This is a genomic window from Pseudomonas sp. Leaf48, assembly GCF_001421885.1.
In the GTDB taxonomy this organism is placed as follows: Bacteria; Pseudomonadota; Gammaproteobacteria; order Pseudomonadales; family Pseudomonadaceae; genus Aquipseudomonas.
This window is the reverse complement of the sequence record NZ_LMLH01000011.1, coordinates 25,444-42,167: the sequence shown is the minus strand read 5'-3', so window position 1 is coordinate 42,167 and position 16,724 is coordinate 25,444. Positions and strand designations below refer to the sequence as shown.

Sequence of the window (16,724 nt, the reverse complement as noted above, 5' to 3'; positions counted from 1 at the left end):
TACAGCAGAAAAAACAGAACCCTGACGTGCCGCCGCAGTCCACTGATCAAGTCCCGCAAATGCGGGGCTTTCCCAATACTCGGCAGCCCGACTTGATGGCCAGCGATACCTGGCCCTTCAGCTCAAGGAGATACACATGAATCGTTCTGTGCTGTTAGGTTTGTTCATTACTGCTTCCATGATGGCTTCCCCTTCGTTTGCCGCAGAAGACCTTTGCGAGGTCAACCTGAAAACCATCGAAAACGGCAAGGCACAGGTTCCTCCGGAAATGACTGACCAGGTAAAGGCCTCCGTCGAGAAAGCCAAGGCCGAGCAGGCAAAAGGCACCCAGGAAGGCATTGACGCTTGCATCTCCGAGACCACCCAAACCATCGCCGATGTCACGAATGCAAAAAAAGGCTCGAAGTAACCCGGTTCAAGGCCAACCTTCGGGTTGGCCCTTCCGAGCCTCGGTGGCGCACATCCCCCCGACGCCGCCCTATACAAAGAATTTTCGCCCCTTTTCAGCGCTGCCTCATCAGACAGTCCACCCACTGCTTTTCTGAGCGAACCGAATTCCTGCGCAGAGTCGGAGTCCATCATGTAATGCTGATCACTTAGCTGGGGCGCACACACTGTGGCGAGGGGGCTTGTCGGACCGCCGCACCGCCCCGTTCGGCTGCGAAGCAGTCGCAAAACCGTACACACGATGTACCTGACCTGATACCCCCCATGGCAGTTTTTTCGACCGAGCCGCGCCCCCCTGACGCAGCCCCGAAAAAATCACCCCAAGGAGCTAACCATGAAACCTGCCTCACTAGCTGGCCTATTCATCACCTGCGCAATGCTGGTCTCTCCTGTCTTTGCCGCAGACAACACCCTCTGCACGAGCAAGCTCCAAGAGCTCAACAACAAAGTCACCGCACTGCCAGCAACCTCCACGAACACCACAATGGAGATCAAACGACTACTGTCCAGCGCCCAAGCATCACAAGCCGCCGGTGACGACACCAAATGCGTCACCGAAGCCAGCCAGGCAACGGCCCTCGCTGACCAACAGACCAACGCAGCCACCCCATGATCTGTGATGCCCAACCTTTCGGGTTGGCCTTCTCACGCGTGTTGGCGTACACTGCACAGGCCTGTTGCTCATTTGATTCACCGAGCATCAGGCTCGGGGCCGTTTAGGATTCGACGCCGGTTGCGAAACTTTAGGTGCATGCCGAGTTGGTAACAGAACTCGTAAATCCACTGTTGCAACTACTTATAGTTGCCAATGACGAAAACTACGGCCAGGAATTCGCTCTCGCTGCGTAAGCAGCCTTAGCCCTGAGCTTCTGGTACCTTCGGGTCCAGCAATCACCAGGGGATGTCTGTAAACCCAAAGTGATTGTCATATAGAACAGAATCGCCGTGCAGTACGTTGTGGACGAATCGGCTAAAACTTACACAACTCGCCCAAAGCACCCTGCCCGTCGGGTCGCTGAGGGTTAACTTAATAGACACGGCTACGCATGTAGTACCGACAGCGGAGTACTGGCGGACGGGGGTTCAAATCCCCCCGGCTCCACCAATCGAAGCTGACAAAGCCCGCCTAGTGCGGGCTTTGTTGCATCTGGGGTTTGGCAATCGATGGCTCCCTCTTGTCGCAGGTGGCTTGCCAGCGAAGACGCCAGCCGCAGGTGACAATCCGGCACAAATAGATCCGTCCCCTTTTTGATCCCGGCCCACCAATCAAAACTGGCAAAGCCCGCCCAGTGCGGTAGTGCTGTTCACTTAAGACGATCATCAGGCAAGTACAAAACCTGTGGCGAGGGGGCTCGCCCCCGTTCGACTGCGAAGCAGTCGCAAAACCATTACACGTGGTGTACCTGATACGCCCTGATGGCAGGTTTTGGGGCCGCTTCGCGACCCAACGGGGGCAAGCCCCCTCGCCACAAGTGTGTGCCCACAGCATTACGCCAAGTGCGGGCTTTGTTGCATCTGGGGTTTGGTAATCGATGGCTCCCCCTTGTCGCAGGTGGCTTGCCAGCGAGGACGCCAGCCGCAGGTGACAATCCGGCACAAATAGATCCGTCCCCTTTTTGGTCCCGGCCCACCAATCAAAACTGGCAAAGCCCGCCCAGTGCGGTAGTGCTGTTCACTTAAGACGATCATCGGGCAAGTACAAAACCTGTGGCGAGGGGGCTCGCCCCCGTTCGACTGCGAAGCAGTCGCAAAACCATTACATGTGGTGTACCTGATACGCCCTGATGGCAGGTTTTTGGGCCGCTTCGCGACCCAACGGGGGCAAGCCCCCTCGCCACAAGTGTGTGCCCACAGCATTACGCCCAATGCGGGCTTTGTTGCATCTGGAGTTTGATAAAAACCAACCCACACTTGCTCCTGCTAAAGCGGACCTCACCCCGCATCCACAACCGCCTTATAGATAGATCGCCGCGGCGCCCCCATCACCCGCCTCACCATCGGCTCAAACGTACTCAGCGGATAAATCTCCCCCTCCGGATCAAACGCGGGGCTGTCGTATTTATCGATAAATTCCACCGTACGTTCATAATGAGGATGCTCCTTGAACCGGTCACGCATGTTGCGATCCATGCCAAGGCAGTGAAAGAAATTATGCCCCTGAAAAATGCCGTGGTGCTCGATCATCCACAGGTTGGCTTCGGATACGAACGGTTTGAGGATTGCCGCTGCGACTTCGGGGTGGTTGTATGAGCCCAGGGTATCGCCAATATCGTGCAACAGGGTGCACACCACATATTCTTCGTCGCGCCCGTCCTTCAAGGCCAGTGTGGCGCTCTGCAGGCAGTGGCTGTAGCGGTCGATGGGGAAGCCGCTGAAGTCGCCTTTGAGTAGTTGCAGGTGCGCCAGCACGCGCTCGGGCAGTGCGCTGAAAAACTTCGCGGCCTGGGGTTTGATGATGTCCCAGTCTTGCTGGGTGCTGTCCTGCATGCGCTTGAATGTCGCCAGTTTCATCATGGGAACCTTCATGTCTGATGTGCCGTGTGGGGATGCCATCTGCATGCGGGCCAGATGGCTTACGGTTCACTTCATTTAAATCACGGCCCCACCGTTGGGACTGATCACCTGCCCCACAAAATAATGGTCTCCGGCCAGGTACGTCGCCATGGACGCATATTCCTCCATCTGGCCAAAACGCCCTGCGGGGATCACTTGCCAGAATCTGTTCCTGGCTTCTTCGCCGATGGAGTCGAGATACTCCTCGAAGAACGGTGTCGACACGCCTCCCGGCGCCAGCGCGTTGACGAGGATATTGGAGCCGGCCACTTCGGCCGCGACCGACTTGGTGAAGGCAATAACGGCCCCCTTGGTGGCGCAGTAGTGGGGGCTGTGCACGCTGAGGGTGGAGAAGCCCGCGATCGAGGCCAGGTTGATGATCCTGCCGTAGTGCTGCGCCTCCATCAGCTTGAGGGCTTCGCGTGTGCAGTAGAACGTGCCATGCACGTTGACATCCCAGTAGCGCAGCCAGTCCTCATCGGTGATCTGGCTGGTGAAGCCCAGGGATTGACGGGGCACTGGTGTGGTCATGTAGGCGTAGTGCTTGTTGCGGCGCTCTGCGTCGGCTTTGCCGGTGGGCGCGAGCGCTGCGTTGTTCACCAGAATATGCACTGTGCCAAAACGCTCGGCGGCGCAGGCAAACATCTCTGCTACCTCTCGGCTTGAAGTGATGTCGCAGCGCAGGGCCAGGCAGGCTGCGCCCGTCTCCTCCACTCTTTGCCGGGTTTCTTCCAGGGCGGGCATGTCGATATCGCAGACAACGATATCGGCGCCGGCCCGGGCCATGTCTACCGCGATGGTGCCGCCAAGACCGCGGCCTGCGCCAGTGATCAGGGCTATGCGGCCAGCGAGCTTGCCGTGTGTTCTGTCGCTTGCTGCATGTTCGGTTCGTTGTGATGACTGCATGGCGTTCTCCCAGGTTCGGATACGATCAGTTTTTCAGCGCGAAAAGGCAGGCATGGCTCAGGCAGGTCGGCGCATGAGGCTGTAGCTCTGGGCCGTCGGGCCGACGTCGGGCATGCTCGCGATGAACAAGGCCATTGGCGTGACCTCCTGGGGCGACTTGAACCACTCCCCCGGGGGGATGGCCGCATCGCGGGTCATGTCGGTCTTGACCGGGCCAGGAATGAGTTCGTTGACGCTGATGTTGTATTCATGCAGCTCCAGCGCCAGCGATTGAGTGAGCATCCACAGGCCGCTCTTGGAACAGGAATAGGCCGAAAAACCTGGCGCAGGGCGATTGCGTTGGCCGGAGCCGATCATGATGATCTTGCCGGCGCCACGCTTGCGCAGGTGCGGGATGGCGGCATGTGCCGTGTAGTAGGCACCGGTCAGATTGATGTCGATGGTCTGGCGCCACAACTCGGGGTCGCTGTCTTCGATCCGGCGTTGCTCGGTGGCGACACCGGCGTTGGCCACCACAATATCGACGCCACCATATTCATCGCTGGCGCGCTGAAACAGAGAGACCATCGAAGCGTAGTCACCCACGTCAGCGACATGCGCAAGCGCCTGGCCACCCGCCGTCTTGATCAAAGCGGCCGTTTCAGCGATTTGCCCGGCGCTGCGGGCACTGCATACCACGGCAGCGCCAGCCCTGGCATAGGCGATGGCCACACTGCGGCCGATGCCACGACCGGCGCCAGTAATGATGGCGACCTTACCCTCGAGCGGGGTGGGATTGGTTTGGATCATGTCTGTTCCCTTATTGCCGTTAGGATGAAAGAGCGTCTGTACAACGGGGACGAAAGATCAGCTGGGGCCGATGGTGCTCGCGTGTTCAATAAGGCTGATCGCCGATGATGGTGGCGCGGTCCATCTTGCGATGGCAGGGCGGGTAATCCATCACGGCGTAATGCTGGGTCGAACGGTTATCCCAGATCGCCACGCTGTTTTTCTTCCAGCGCCAGCGCACCTGGTACTCGGGGATGCAGGCCTGGCTGATCAGGTACTGCAGAAGCTCACTGCCGCTCTTGTTGTAGTCCTGGCCGTAACGCACCCGCTCCCGGGTGTGGTAATTGACGAAGTGCGTCGTGAACGCATTGACGAACAGGATCTTTTCCGCGGTTTGCGGATGCGTGCGCACCACCGGGTGTTGGGCATCTGGAAACTGGCTCTTCAGCGCGAGACGCTTATCCCTGGGCATGGCGGCACCGAAGCTGGATTCGATGCTATGGCTGGCAACCAGGTCGGCAATCCTCGCCTTGACGTCCTCCGGCAGCTTCTCGTAGGCCAGCACCATGTTGGCCCACATAGTGTCGCCACCGACTGGCGGGCATTCCACGCAGCGCAGCACGGCACCGAAGGGCGGGGCTTCGCGCCAGGTAGCGTCGGTATGCCAGCAGTTCTCGTAGCGGTCGACCGGGTGGTCCGGGGTCTTGTAGATTTTCACCAGGCCCGGCGCATCCTCATGTGTGGGCGCCACCGGGTGATCTTCAAGGTCGCCGAAGCGGCGCGCAAAAGCCGCATGTTCGGTGCTGGTGATGTCCTGGTCGCGCAGGAACAGCACCCGATGCTTGATCAAGGCCTCACGGATAGCGGCGAACAAAGCATCGTCATGCACCGCATCGCGTAAGTTGATACCGATCAGTTCGGCACCGATTGCACAGGTCAATTGTTCGACTCTCATTCGCGCCGCCCTCCTTAGATGACGAAGATTGAGGAGCCGGTGGTCTTGCGCGCCTCCAGGTCGCGGTGCGCCTGGGCTGCATCTTCCAGCGTATAGCGCTGGTTGATCTCGATCTTGATGCGGCCTGCGCCGACGTGACCAAACAGTTCGGCGGCCAGATCCGCCTTTTCGGCCGGGTCGGCGATGTAATCGGCCAATGCCGGTCGCGCCAGATAAGGAGAGCCCTTGGTGGCGAGGATTTGCGGATCGAAATTGGAGAGGGTTCCGGAGGTGAAGCCCAGGCAGATCACCAGGCCGCGCCGCTTGACGGAGTCGAGCGAGGCATTGAAGGTGCTCTTGCCAACACTGTCGATGACCACGTTCACGCCGACACCATCGGTCATTTCGCGCACACGCTTGGCCACATCTTCATGGCTGTAATTGATGGTGTGATCGCAACCGTGGGCCCGTGCGATGGCCGCTTTTTCTTCGGTAGAAACGGTGCCGATGACCGTCAGGCCCAACAGCTTGGCCCATTGCGCAACGATCAGGCCGACACCGCCGGCGGCAGCATGCAACAGAATGGTGTCGCCGGGTTTGAAGTCGTAGATGCGGCGCATCAGATACGACGAGGTCAGGCCGCGCATGGTCATGGCGGCGGCGGTTTCACAGCTGATCGCCTCGGGTAACTTGATCAAGGGCGCAGCCGGTATCAAGCGCTCGGTACTGTAGGCTCCCAGGGTGTTCAAAAAGCCGGTGTAGGTGACGCGATCCCCTTCACAGACATTGGTCACGCCTTCGCCGACGGCCTCGACAACGCCGGCGGCCTCGACCCCCATGCCGGCAGGCAGTGGCATCGGATACAGGCCACTGCGGAAATAGGTGTCGGCGAAGTTCAAACCGACCGCTTCGTGGCGCAGCCGAACCTGACCAGGGCCGGGATCGCCGACTTCCACTTTCTCCAGGCGCAAGACATCGGGGCCGCCTGTTTCATGCATGCGTATGGCGTGGGGCACATTCATTCTCCTGATTCAAAACCTTCGGCGCGCAGACTTCACTTCATCGCAATGTCAGCGCTGTGCAGGAAAAGTATCGGTGAATGGCTGTGTGCGAATTTGATATTTTGGGGCGCAGACTTTACATTTTGGGGCACAAGAGGAATCTCGATGCCGACCTTAATCAGAAGCTCAAGCCTGACAAACTTTATCGAGGTTGCCCGCGCAGCGGGCCTGGACCCTTATCGGCAGTTGCGCAAAGCCGGCGTCAGCGCCTCAGCGCTACTGGATCCGGACATCAAGATCCCGGCAAAGTCGGTGTTGCGCCTGCTGGAGGAATCGGCTCGTGACTCAGGCGTCGAAGACTTCGGCCTGCGCATGGGCGAAATGCGCCAACTGGAGAACCTGGGGCCATTGGCGATTGCCCTGCGCGAGGAAGCCACACTGCGCGAAGCCTTGGGGTCGGTTGCGCGCCATCTTGTGCTGTACAACGAGTCGATGGATTTGTGCATCGAGGAAGTGAACGGCGTGGCGCTTCTCAGGCTGCAAGTGATACACGGTGCGCGCGCGTCTCTGCGCCAGTCGATCGAGATCGTCATCTGCACGCTGTACCGCATACTCAAGCTGTTCCTGGGGGCCAACTGGAAACCCATAAGCGTCTGCTTCGAGCACAAGGCGCCAGCCAGCCTGACCACGCACCGACGCGTGTTTGGCACCTCAATCCTGTTCAATCAGGACTTCGACGGTATCGTGTTGACCCAAGCCGATTTCGATACAACGATCCCTTCGTATGACCCCATTCTGGCGTGGCATGCCCGGGATTTCCTCAATGCGAAACTGGCCCAGTCCGATTTGACCATGCCTGACAAGGTCAGAAAGCTGGTACTGGCCCTGCTGCCGAAAGGAGAATGCGTTGCCGAGCGCGTGGCCGGGCAACTGGGCATGGACCGCAAGACCATGCACCGGCATCTGGCCAGTCACGGCCATAATTACTCTTCCATCGTCGACGCAGTTCGGCTCGACCTGGTGATTCAATATGTCGAAAACAGAGAACGGCCGCTGTCTGATGTGGCGACGCTACTGGGCTATTCGTCCTTGAGTGCCTTTTCTCGATGGTTCTCGGACCGATTCGGGTGCAGTGTCTCGGCGTGGCGCCGCGAAAAACGCCAACGGGTTTGAACAACCGTCAAACAAGCACCATTCAAATAAAAAAAGACGTCTGTAGACGTCTTTTTCATGCATGAAACCAGCAGTGGAAAGGCTCAACACTCACCCGGCATCCACCCTTCAATCCCTGCGTTTATCAAGACACTCACGGCGCAGGACAAGGTTGTTGATCTCCATGCAACTGACCGCGTAATCGTCATTGTCTTTGTTTTTCCCCTTGTCCTTGGACTTGTTGCAATTGCCATTGTCGTTGCAATTGCCCTTGCCCTTTTGATCGCTGTTGTTTTTCAAACAGTTTCGGACGTCACTGGCGCTGCCTGCGTCATCGCAATCGGAACCGGCAAAGGACAGCGAGGGTAAAGCCAGGGAGAGCAGAAATGTGCACACAAGCGTCGTTACGATTCGCATAACCAAGCTCCAGGATAGATGTTGTTTTGCCAGCAGCCATTGCCTTGAGCCGCTCCGACTGACTATAGCAGGCCTCGCTCAACGATCCGCCTTCATTCTCTGCGAAGAAGTCCCGCACCTCTTCTACACTCAATGGCACACGTTCTACGACACCCGTCGAAAGAGCCCCCCCATGAGCACGCTCAACGACCGTTTCAAGCAAGGTAAGGATGCCCGCAAAACCTGCCCCCGCAGTTCGCAAGCGACCTTGGGAAACATTGAGCGCGACCCCCTGCCGCTGATCAAGGCGTCCAGCTCGGGGCGGATCAGGTCACTGGTGGAGTTGCGCTATGGGCGCATGCTGGTGTCGCCATTCACCTTTTATCGCGGCAACGCGCTGCTGCAGGCTCACGACCTGGCCGGCACCCCGAACATGGGCCTGGTTTCGCCGATCTGCGGTGACTGTCACTTGATGAATTTCGGTGGCTTCGCAACGCCGGAGCGCAATCTGCTGTTCAGCGTCAACGACTTCGACGAAACCCATCCCGGGCCATGGGAGTGGGATTTGAAACGCCTGGTGGCCAGTTGCATGGTCGCCGCACGCGACCTGCGTCATGGGCAATCGGTTGAAGAAACGCTGTGCCATGAAGTCGTGGGCGCCTACCTGGAGACGATGCTCGAGTGCGCGGAGCAAAGCGCACTGGAAACCTGGTACGAGTCGATCACCTATAACGACATGCTGGCGAAGGCGCGCAAAAGCGCGCTGGAACATGTGCAATACGCCATCGAAAAAGCCGGGCGTCGCACCCATGCCGAACTGCTGCCGAAAATCAGTGAACGTCACGCTGAAGGTCACCTGGTGATTCGCGACGACCTCCCGGAAATTTTCCACCTGCACAATAACACCACGCTGCTGGACCCCGATGACGACTGGCTGCGTCTCTCGGACTGGCGACCGCTGTATGACGCTTTCATGCGCGACTACCGTGGCACACTGCAAGCAGATCGTCGGGACCTGTTGTCACGTTTTCATGTGCACGACATGGCGTTCAAGGTGGTGGGTGTCGGCAGTGTCGGTACCCGTTGCCTGGTCGCCTTGCTGACGGACGATCAGGAGTCTCCATTATTCCTGCAATTCAAGGAGGCGCGACGCTCAGTCCTGGCCAGCTACGTGAAGACCAGGTCGCGGGTACGCCATGAAGGCCAGCGTGTGGTCGACGGCCAGCGGCACATGCAATCGGCCAGTGACCTGTTCCTCGGCTGGACCACCGGCCCGAGCGGGCGCCATTTCTATGTGCGGCAATTGCGCGACATGAAAGTCTCGGCGGAATTGGAAACCTTTGACGGTGAAACCTTCACGGCCTACGGCCGGGTCTGCGGTCGAGCCCTGGCCCGTGCCCATGCCAAGTCTTCGGGACAGGCAGCGCTGATCAGCGGCTATATTGGCAAGAGCGAGGCGCTAGCCGATGCGCTCTACCAATATGCCCAAGGCTATACCAAACAGAACGAGCGCGATTTCGAGCGATTCCAGCAGGCGTGTCGCAGGGGAAGTTTGCGCGCTCGATCCGAGGCCGACTTTGCCGCCGATTACTTGCCTTGAGCATGGCAAGGCCTCTGGTCCGCGGCCTTCATCGAGATGAATATTTCTTCACCCCGGCGTCGTACACCAGCCTGTACATTTAGCTCGCTCTTTCAAGAAACTACAGTTTGCCCGCCCTCCCGCGGGCTTTTTTTTGCTTCACCGGGTACGGTTTTTTCCGCCTCATCGAGCACCGGCATTTCCAGCTGCGCTCGCCCATAAAACGCCAGCGCCGTCAGCAAACAGGCCAGCCACACGAAGATCCCGGCCCAGAAGGTGTGGGACATGTAGTGCCAGCCTTGCAGCACCCGAGTCGTACCGTAAACAAAACCCAGGGCCAACGAGCCATACATCAGCGCCTTCGAATAGCGCCAGCGATAACGGCGGGCCACAAAGTACAACGCAAGCATGGTAAAGCCGCCCGAAGCATGGCCGCCCGGCCAGCAGCGACCGTCACCGGCAACCTTGAGCAAGTCGAAATTCTCATACCACTCCTTGTGCTCGATTTTGCCGGCGTATTGCGTGGTTTCAACCGGGCAGTACACGCTAGTGTGGCCCTTGAGGTAATGGATCACGCCCGTGCTGATGGAAAACGCGAACACCACGTAGAGAAAATCCCGACGGTGTTTGTGGGTAAAGCGCAGCACTGGCGCCACTTTGGTTTTTTCCAGAAACGCGATGATCTTCGGATGTTTCTGCGCTTTCAGGCGTGGCCACAGGAACGACAACAAGGCACCGATGACCGCTATCTCGCCGGTCCAGTTCGGAATGATCCGCGCCCATTTGTGGGTGATTTTTTCGAACCAGTGCACATGGTCCAACGGGAACGTTTGGGTGACCGGGTCGTAAAACAGGTCGTTGAAGGCAATATCGATTCTGGTCAGGTCGAACATCAGGAACACCACCACCGCACAGGCCAGTGGGATACCGAAATTCATCCAGTAGAAGCGCGAGCGCGAAGTGGTCTGCATGGTGTGTGTCGATCCAGGCAGGGCATTCATTCGGTAGCCACGGAATGCCAGTCAGAAGCCTCGATGAAGCCAAGCATGCGTGGCGCATTCAATGTTTCGGCGTTGATAAACAGTGCAGTGCCATAGTCCGGCGTCGATGCCGGAAACTTGAGGTCCTTTTCCATCTGCACCATGCATTCGCTGTGGGTCACCAGAATCAGGTTTCGCCCGGCAACCTTGTGCGCCAGCGCGTCGCGCAGCATGGTGCCCTTGCAACTGATCAACCAGTCTTCGCCCACACCGGCCTTGTTGAACATATAGCCAGCGGTCTGCACCGTGCGCAGGATCGGGCTGTTGTAGATATCGGCACGCTCCAGCCCCAGTTGTTCGAACCGGGCCCCGACACTCACTGCAACGCCACGGGAGCGATCGGTAATCCCGTCGTTACCGCTCAGGCAGGCAGCCTTGGAGTGGTCGCATCGCTCGACGTGCCGCACCAACACGATCACATCGCCCTTGGCCCACGCCGTCATCAACGCTCGGGCACCGACCACGTTGCCATTGGCCAGGTCCGGTACGGCAGCGGGCTGCAGCAGAAATATCGTCAACGGGATCACCAGCAGCGCCGAGGCCAGGACCACCGCTGTATTGCGAAAACGGGCAAAACGGCTCAGATCGATCGAGCGTTTTATCCCGAACAGGCTCAGTCTCAATTCCACATCAAGCCGCCTCGCCGGCATGCACCAGCTCATTTGGTGGCGCAAGGTTAGTGAGGCTGGCGTTGGCTGCCGGTGAAAGCCATGTGAAAAAAACCTTAAACCGGTGTATTACCCTGTCCCGGGATTGCTGTCGACACCCCCTGCTTACACACTTTGGCGACGTCCAAAAAGAACAATCTTCCAGCCAATCGACGATAGAGAAGCACCGGTTTGCGGTGAATGAATGAACCATTCGCGAGCAGATCGCACCGCCGCACCCACAGGCAAGGCGTCGAACACAGACTCTGTGAACGACCCAACACCCTGTGGGAGATTCTATGTTTGGGGGAACCCCCAAGCATGGAATTTGGCTTGTATTCGCTTTGGTTTTTCACCAAGGCAAAATACGTCCGGCAAAGTCCTCGTCGAACATGGCCATGACAAGGACTTCAAGCTTTTGTTTGCGCTTGCACGCAGGTCTTACCGCGTCCCGCGCTGACGCAATGCCGACGGCATGAAGTACGCGTCTTCCGGCACCGGTTGGGCGAAGTCCACGGTGGCCGGCTCTTCGTTGTCCAGGTTCTGCACGTAGTAACGACGCGCCTGCAAGTCATGGAACACGTCCAGCGCACTCCAGGTGGTAGGCAGGTCGTAGAAGTTTTTCAGGTAGGCCATCGACACCCGCCACAACTCCCCTCGCCCGTCGTATTGATCCACCAGTGCAGCGCCCCAACTGTCCTCGTCGAGAAACAGCACGCGCTTGGAATAGATATGCCGCGAGCCCGGCTTGAGGGTGCCTTCGACCACCCAGACCCGATGCAACTCGTAACGGGTGAATTGCGGGTTGAGGTGGCCCGGTGTGAGCAACTGCGCATATTTCACATCGGGGCTACCGACTTTGTAGTTGTTGTAGGGAATGTAGACCTCTTGCTTGCCCTTGAGCTTCCAGTCGTAGCGGTCCGGTGAGCCGTTGAACATGTCAGTATCGTCCGCCGTGCGCAGGCCGTCGGACGAGGCGATCGGGGTGTCATAGGCGAGGTTCGGCGCCCGGCGCACGCGGCGCTGGCCGGCGTCGTAGACCCAGGCCTGACGCGGGTCCTTGAGCTGATCAAGAGTTTCGTGAACCAACGCCGCACCGCCCGCCAGCCGGGCCGGGCTCTTCACGAATGCCAGGTAGTAAAACAGGATGTTTTTCAGGTCGGCAAACTGTCCGCCCGGACGGTAATAGTTGAAGAGCCCCTCCTGCTGCGAGGTCACCAGCGCGAAGCTGCCGTTGCGCTGTACCGGCGCTTCAGAGGCACGCCGGACCACATAAATGCCGCGATAACGGGTGATGTGGTTCCACAGCACCTCAACCCCGTCCTTGGGCACCGGAAACGGCACACCGCCATAGGCATCGGCAAAACCGGTGCCGCCATCGAGCAACTTGGCCGAAGTCGCATTCTTGAAGGTGTTGTCATACAGCCACTGCGGCGCCGAGCCCGAACGACGAGACGGATAGATCGGCATCTGGAAGGTGTCGGGGTAGCTGTTGAACAGTGCGACCTGCCCCGGGCTGAGGTGGGCCTTGTACTGTTCAAGGTTGGCCTTGGTGATGGTGAACAGTGGTTTGTCCGCCGCATACGGGTCCAGGTGGTGCTGGCCCGGCTTGTAGCCCGCCGGCGCCTGGGTGATACCGCCGTTCCAGGCCGGGATGGTTCCGGCGGCGTTGCCGGCACGCTCGGCACCCAGCGGTGTCAGTGTGGTTTTCAATTGCTCGGCCTGCTGGGGCGTGATCGCGGCCAGGGCAGTGCTGGCGGCCAGGCTCAAGATGAGCGCCAGCGAGATTTTGGTCAGTCGTGAAGTGTGAAACATGATCGTTCTCCGAAATAAAGGCAGGTGCATTGCACCCAGCCACTGTGGGAGCGGGCTTGCTCGCGAAGAGGGCGACACATCCGACACAGATGTCGCCTGACACACCGCCTTCGCGAGCAAGCCCGCTCCCACAATGGGGCTGCGTGTGGCTATCAAAGGAAGTACTTGAGGTTGAAGCCGACGTTGTCGCGGTCACGCAGGCCGTTGTTCTGCCCGCCGCCATAGAACTCGGTGTATTGCAGCTCGGCCTCGAGCTTGTTCTGGTAGTTGGCCTTGATCCCCAGGGTGTAGGCCTTGCGGCCCTCAATGATGTTGCCTGCCTGATAGCTGTTGCCCTCGAAGTCATCCTTGTAGACGACGTAGGGCGAGACGTTGACCCCGGCATACACGTCGTTCCAGGTGCCATTGAGCATTGCGGTGTAGCTGTAGGAATTGCGGTTGACCTGGTCGGCGCGCTCGCCGCCGGACACGTAGGAAAAATTGCCGGTGCCTGCGTAGTAACGATTGCTGCCGTCATAGGCTGTGTACTGCAGATTGCTGCCGCGCAGGTGCTCGGACGCCAGCTCGAACACGCCGAACATCGAGTCGAACGACAGGCTCGGACCAAAGTTGTAAATGGTGCCCAGGGACGTGTTGAACGTTTCCACCCGCTCGGCGTTATTGATCTGGCTGTCGAGGGTGACCTGCTGGCCGCCAATGTTGATGGTCTGGCCGGATGCCGCAGCGGCAGCGCCATTGGCCAGGTCGCCGATCAGGTCGTTGGTGGCGGCAACCCCGATGGGCAGGTTCGGCCGATAAGCCACTTCGCCAAACACCGACGCCTGACCCAGGGTGGTGTTGAAACTGAAACCGTACATGCGGATGTCTTCGGCGTAACGCCGATGCGCCTGAATATTGCCCAGCACATCCATGGTCGCCAGGCCGTTGGCCAGCTGCCCCGCCTGACTGCCAGCGACACCGGCCAAGAGGTTGGTCAGGGCATTCATGTCGATGCCTTGGTAGCCTCCCAGGTCGGCGGAAATGGTCGGTTCTTTGGCGTGGTAATTGACCATGTACAGCCCGAACTCGGTGCTGTTGAGTTCTTCGGCGATGTAGCGAAAGGCGAAGCCGAACTGGCCGTCGTTGCGTGCGTTGAAATCCTTGCCGACCGAGGCCACTTTGACCGTGTTGCCAAAGGCCGGGGTTACCCCGTTGGCATAGAGGCCCGTGGTGCTCAGGGCCTGGTTGAGCAGCGGGTTGTTGCCCAGAGCGCTGTACAGATCGATCACGTTGCCGAAGCCAGGCACCGGGGTGTCCAGCGCGGTACCGCTGAAGTTGTTGTAGGCGGTGTTGCCGCCGTCGGCGAACAGGTCCGTCTGCGAGTAGAAAGTACCGACCGGGTCGATGCGGGTTTCCTTCCAGTTCGTCTGGTAGAAGCTTTCCATGGTCAGGGTGTCGGTCAGGCCGATGTTGAAGCTGAGCGCTTCCACCGGCACCAGCACTTCCTTGACTTCGGCCCCGGGCAAACGGTACTTGGCGGCGTCCACCGGGTTGGTGGTATTGACCCCGCCACGGTAGAAAATCCCCTCGCCCCAGTTGAACACCTGGCGCCCGACGCGAGCCGTGACCGGCATCTGCGCGACGTCCCAGTTGCCATAGAGGTAGGCGTCGAGCATCTCCACCCGGCTACCGGCGATATCGCGGGTCTGGCTGGTGAAGTGGTCGTCCTGCGGGTAACTCTGGCTGGGTTGCGACGGGTTGTTGTTGCGGTAGTAATCGTTGCGCTTGTCCATCAGCTGGGTGTCATAGAACGCGGTGCCGCGCACGAACATCCCGTAGTTCTGATAGTTGGCCTCCAGCTCCGAGGTGATCTTGTACACCTCCGAAACCAGCCCGGTGTCGAAGTTGCGATTGCCGTCGTTGGTGTTGACGTCATCGTTGCTCTTGTCCCGACCCTGGACCCGCCACAAGCGGCCATAGGACAAGGTGCTGTCGAATGAACCGGTGATCTGGTTATCCAGTACGCTGAATTCCCCGGCCTGCACGCCGTCGACCGCGCACAGTTGCAACAGCCCTGCCAGGCCCACGCCGGGAAGCGCCGCGCCAGACAGGCGAAATCGAGTGTTCATGATCCGTTCCTCTTTCCCTGGTTTTATTGTTTTTGTCTTCTGACATCGTTGTCGCGATGGCTATGGCGCCAATCCCGCACGGGCGTAAATGCGGCTATGGGCGCCGAAATGCCCCAGCAGTTTGAACAGCTGCTGGTTAAGTGCCGGATGGTCGAAGCCTTCGTGCTGCAGCTGATTGCCGCGGCTGAAATCGCTGGTAATCGGTGCCGCGTCCAGCCACTGGCCGATGGCTTCATCGAAGGCTGCGGATTCGTCGACGGACTCGGCACTCACCACTTCGCGCAGATAGTCCACCGAGTACGGCGGATAACGGGCGTCCTGGGCAAAATCGGCATAAACGTCGAGCATCGGGTGTGCCTGCCCGGCGCGCAGCAGGCGACGCAGCCAGGTCGACTGATATTTCTCCACTTCCGCGTGCCGGGTGGCGACGCGCTCGATGGCTGCATGCTTGTCGGCATCGAAGCCGGCCAGGGCCTTGCCTTCCAGCAGCAGCAAGCTCGCAAGACCGACACCGGGCAGCGGCTTGGCGTGATACGGCTGGGTCAGGTCCTGAACGTGATGCAGGCCCCAACCGAGAAATCGATAGCCCCAGTAAGAGTGGCCAGTGGCAAATGCCAGTCGCGCCAGGCCCATGTACTGGTAGGCGCGCCAGTGCGGCCAGCTGTGCCGAAGAAATCCGGCTGCGGCATAGACCACCGGGTTTTCCTGGAAGAACCCCATATGGAACGGTGCCTGGGAGCTGTACTGAAACCGGGCGTCGCCGAAAGGCTGTGGGCCGAAGCCGTACAACGCGCCAACCTCGCCCGGGTTGTCGCTGAACAGGTTGATGTCGTGGCCGTAATCCGGCTCGTCCGCGGCGCTGGCCAATACGGCCAGGGGCGCTACTTGTTCGTGGTCAGCGACAACGATGAAGCGCTGTCGATTCCAAGGCGAGAGCGTCTGCGGCACCATGACTTGTTCGGCCTTGAGGTGTTCACGCTCGGGCAGATCCTTGCCTGGCATCGACTGGATGACCATCGCCAGATGAATCCCGGGATTGATGCGCAGTGCGGTGAGGAAGTCGTGGCGCAGATTGTCCCCAGGCACGGCGGGCAATCGCAGGTTGTCGGGGCGCGGCGGATATGGGGCGAAGTGCTCGCGGGCGAAGCGCTCCTGCTCGTCGAGCAGCGCGCTCACGGCTTGGTATTGCTGCGAAAGAAACTGTTCCAGCGGCTCGACTTCGACCTGTGGCGCATCACGCAAGGTCGGCAAGTCCTGCAACGCCAGGTAACTGCCGACCGTATGGTTCGACCAGCCCCAGGCCATCGGCGCCGTTCCACAAAGCAGCAACAGGAGGAATGTCAGCTTCATTGCTTTTGGTTCTTATTGGATGTGCAGT

At 59.3% G+C, this 16,724-nt stretch carries 15 protein-coding genes and 1 other RNA gene; 5 read left to right on the top strand and 11 right to left on the bottom strand.

What is annotated here, in order from left to right; genetic code table 11:
- Positions 1 to 136 precede the first annotated feature (136 nt).
- The 3 genes from ASE98_RS09815 (at position 137) to ssrA (ending at position 1,552) form a co-directional block, all read left to right on the top strand.
- Positions 137 to 409, top strand: coding sequence for a hypothetical protein (locus tag ASE98_RS09815; protein WP_060541175.1), 273 nt, complete (start codon positions 137 to 139; stop codon positions 407 to 409).
- A gap of 372 nt (positions 410 to 781) precedes the next feature.
- Positions 782 to 1,060, top strand: a complete 279-nt coding sequence (locus tag ASE98_RS09810) for a hypothetical protein (RefSeq protein WP_060541174.1) — start codon at positions 782 to 784, stop codon at positions 1,058 to 1,060.
- 95 nt (positions 1,061 to 1,155) lie between these two features.
- Positions 1,156 to 1,552, top strand: a transfer-messenger RNA (tmRNA) gene (gene ssrA, locus ASE98_RS09805).
- A gap of 827 nt (positions 1,553 to 2,379) precedes the next feature.
- On the opposite strand, the gene ASE98_RS09800 is transcribed toward ssrA, so the two are convergent.
- The 5 genes from ASE98_RS09800 to ASE98_RS09780 form a co-directional block, all read right to left on the bottom strand.
- Positions 2,380 to 2,961 carry an HD domain-containing protein gene (locus ASE98_RS09800; RefSeq protein WP_060541173.1) on the bottom strand — a complete coding sequence of 194 codons (582 nt, stop codon included), beginning with the start codon at positions 2,959 to 2,961 and terminating at the stop codon, positions 2,380 to 2,382.
- A 75-nt stretch (positions 2,962 to 3,036) separates the two neighbouring features.
- Entirely contained in the window at positions 3,037 to 3,906 is an 870-nt protein-coding gene (locus ASE98_RS09795; protein ID WP_060541172.1) for an SDR family NAD(P)-dependent oxidoreductase, read from the bottom strand.
- Between the two features lie 57 nt (positions 3,907 to 3,963).
- The gene (locus ASE98_RS09790; RefSeq protein ID WP_060541171.1) at positions 3,964 to 4,695 is read right to left on the bottom strand and encodes an SDR family NAD(P)-dependent oxidoreductase; all 732 of its coding nucleotides are present in this window, start codon (positions 4,693 to 4,695) and stop codon (positions 3,964 to 3,966) included.
- Positions 4,696 to 4,780: 85 nt separating this feature from the next.
- The gene (locus tag ASE98_RS09785) at positions 4,781 to 5,629 is read right to left on the bottom strand and encodes a TauD/TfdA dioxygenase family protein (RefSeq protein ID WP_060541170.1); all 849 of its coding nucleotides are present in this window, start codon (positions 5,627 to 5,629) and stop codon (positions 4,781 to 4,783) included.
- A 14-nt stretch (positions 5,630 to 5,643) separates the two neighbouring features.
- Positions 5,644 to 6,630, bottom strand: coding sequence for a quinone oxidoreductase family protein (locus tag ASE98_RS09780; protein ID WP_060541169.1), 987 nt, complete (start codon positions 6,628 to 6,630; stop codon positions 5,644 to 5,646).
- Between the two features lie 144 nt (positions 6,631 to 6,774).
- On the opposite strand from ASE98_RS09780, the gene ASE98_RS09775 reads away from it, so the two are divergent.
- Positions 6,775 to 7,782 (top strand): AraC family transcriptional regulator, encoded by a 1,008-nt coding sequence (locus tag ASE98_RS09775; RefSeq protein WP_060541168.1) that lies wholly within the window; start codon positions 6,775 to 6,777, stop codon positions 7,780 to 7,782.
- A gap of 108 nt (positions 7,783 to 7,890) precedes the next feature.
- Here ASE98_RS09775 and ASE98_RS09770 read toward each other — a convergent pair whose 3' ends face one another.
- The gene (locus ASE98_RS09770; protein ID WP_060541167.1) at positions 7,891 to 8,178 is read right to left on the bottom strand and encodes a hypothetical protein; all 288 of its coding nucleotides are present in this window, start codon (positions 8,176 to 8,178) and stop codon (positions 7,891 to 7,893) included.
- A 172-nt stretch (positions 8,179 to 8,350) separates the two neighbouring features.
- On the opposite strand from ASE98_RS09770, the gene ASE98_RS09765 reads away from it, so the two are divergent.
- Positions 8,351 to 9,757: a DUF2252 domain-containing protein gene (locus tag ASE98_RS09765; protein WP_060541166.1), complete on the top strand. Its 1,407-nt coding sequence runs from the start codon at positions 8,351 to 8,353 to the stop codon at positions 9,755 to 9,757.
- 92 nt (positions 9,758 to 9,849) lie between these two features.
- On the opposite strand, the gene ASE98_RS09760 is transcribed toward ASE98_RS09765, so the two are convergent.
- The 5 genes from ASE98_RS09760 to ASE98_RS09740 form a co-directional block, all read right to left on the bottom strand.
- Complete coding sequence (locus ASE98_RS09760; protein ID WP_060541165.1) at positions 9,850 to 10,707, bottom strand: phosphatase PAP2 family protein; 858 nt, start codon at positions 10,705 to 10,707, stop codon at positions 9,850 to 9,852.
- A gap of 26 nt (positions 10,708 to 10,733) precedes the next feature.
- The gene (locus tag ASE98_RS09755; protein ID WP_060541222.1) at positions 10,734 to 11,405 is read right to left on the bottom strand and encodes a histidine phosphatase family protein; all 672 of its coding nucleotides are present in this window, start codon (positions 11,403 to 11,405) and stop codon (positions 10,734 to 10,736) included.
- Positions 11,406 to 11,864: 459 nt separating this feature from the next.
- Positions 11,865 to 13,238, bottom strand: a complete 1,374-nt coding sequence (locus ASE98_RS09750) for a DUF1329 domain-containing protein (RefSeq protein WP_060541164.1) — start codon at positions 13,236 to 13,238, stop codon at positions 11,865 to 11,867.
- A 152-nt stretch (positions 13,239 to 13,390) separates the two neighbouring features.
- Positions 13,391 to 15,346: a DUF1302 domain-containing protein gene (locus ASE98_RS09745; RefSeq protein ID WP_177336963.1), complete on the bottom strand. Its 1,956-nt coding sequence runs from the start codon at positions 15,344 to 15,346 to the stop codon at positions 13,391 to 13,393.
- A gap of 60 nt (positions 15,347 to 15,406) precedes the next feature.
- Positions 15,407 to 16,696: a hypothetical protein gene (locus ASE98_RS09740; RefSeq protein ID WP_060541162.1), complete on the bottom strand. Its 1,290-nt coding sequence runs from the start codon at positions 16,694 to 16,696 to the stop codon at positions 15,407 to 15,409.
- Positions 16,697 to 16,724: the final 28 nt, after the last annotated feature.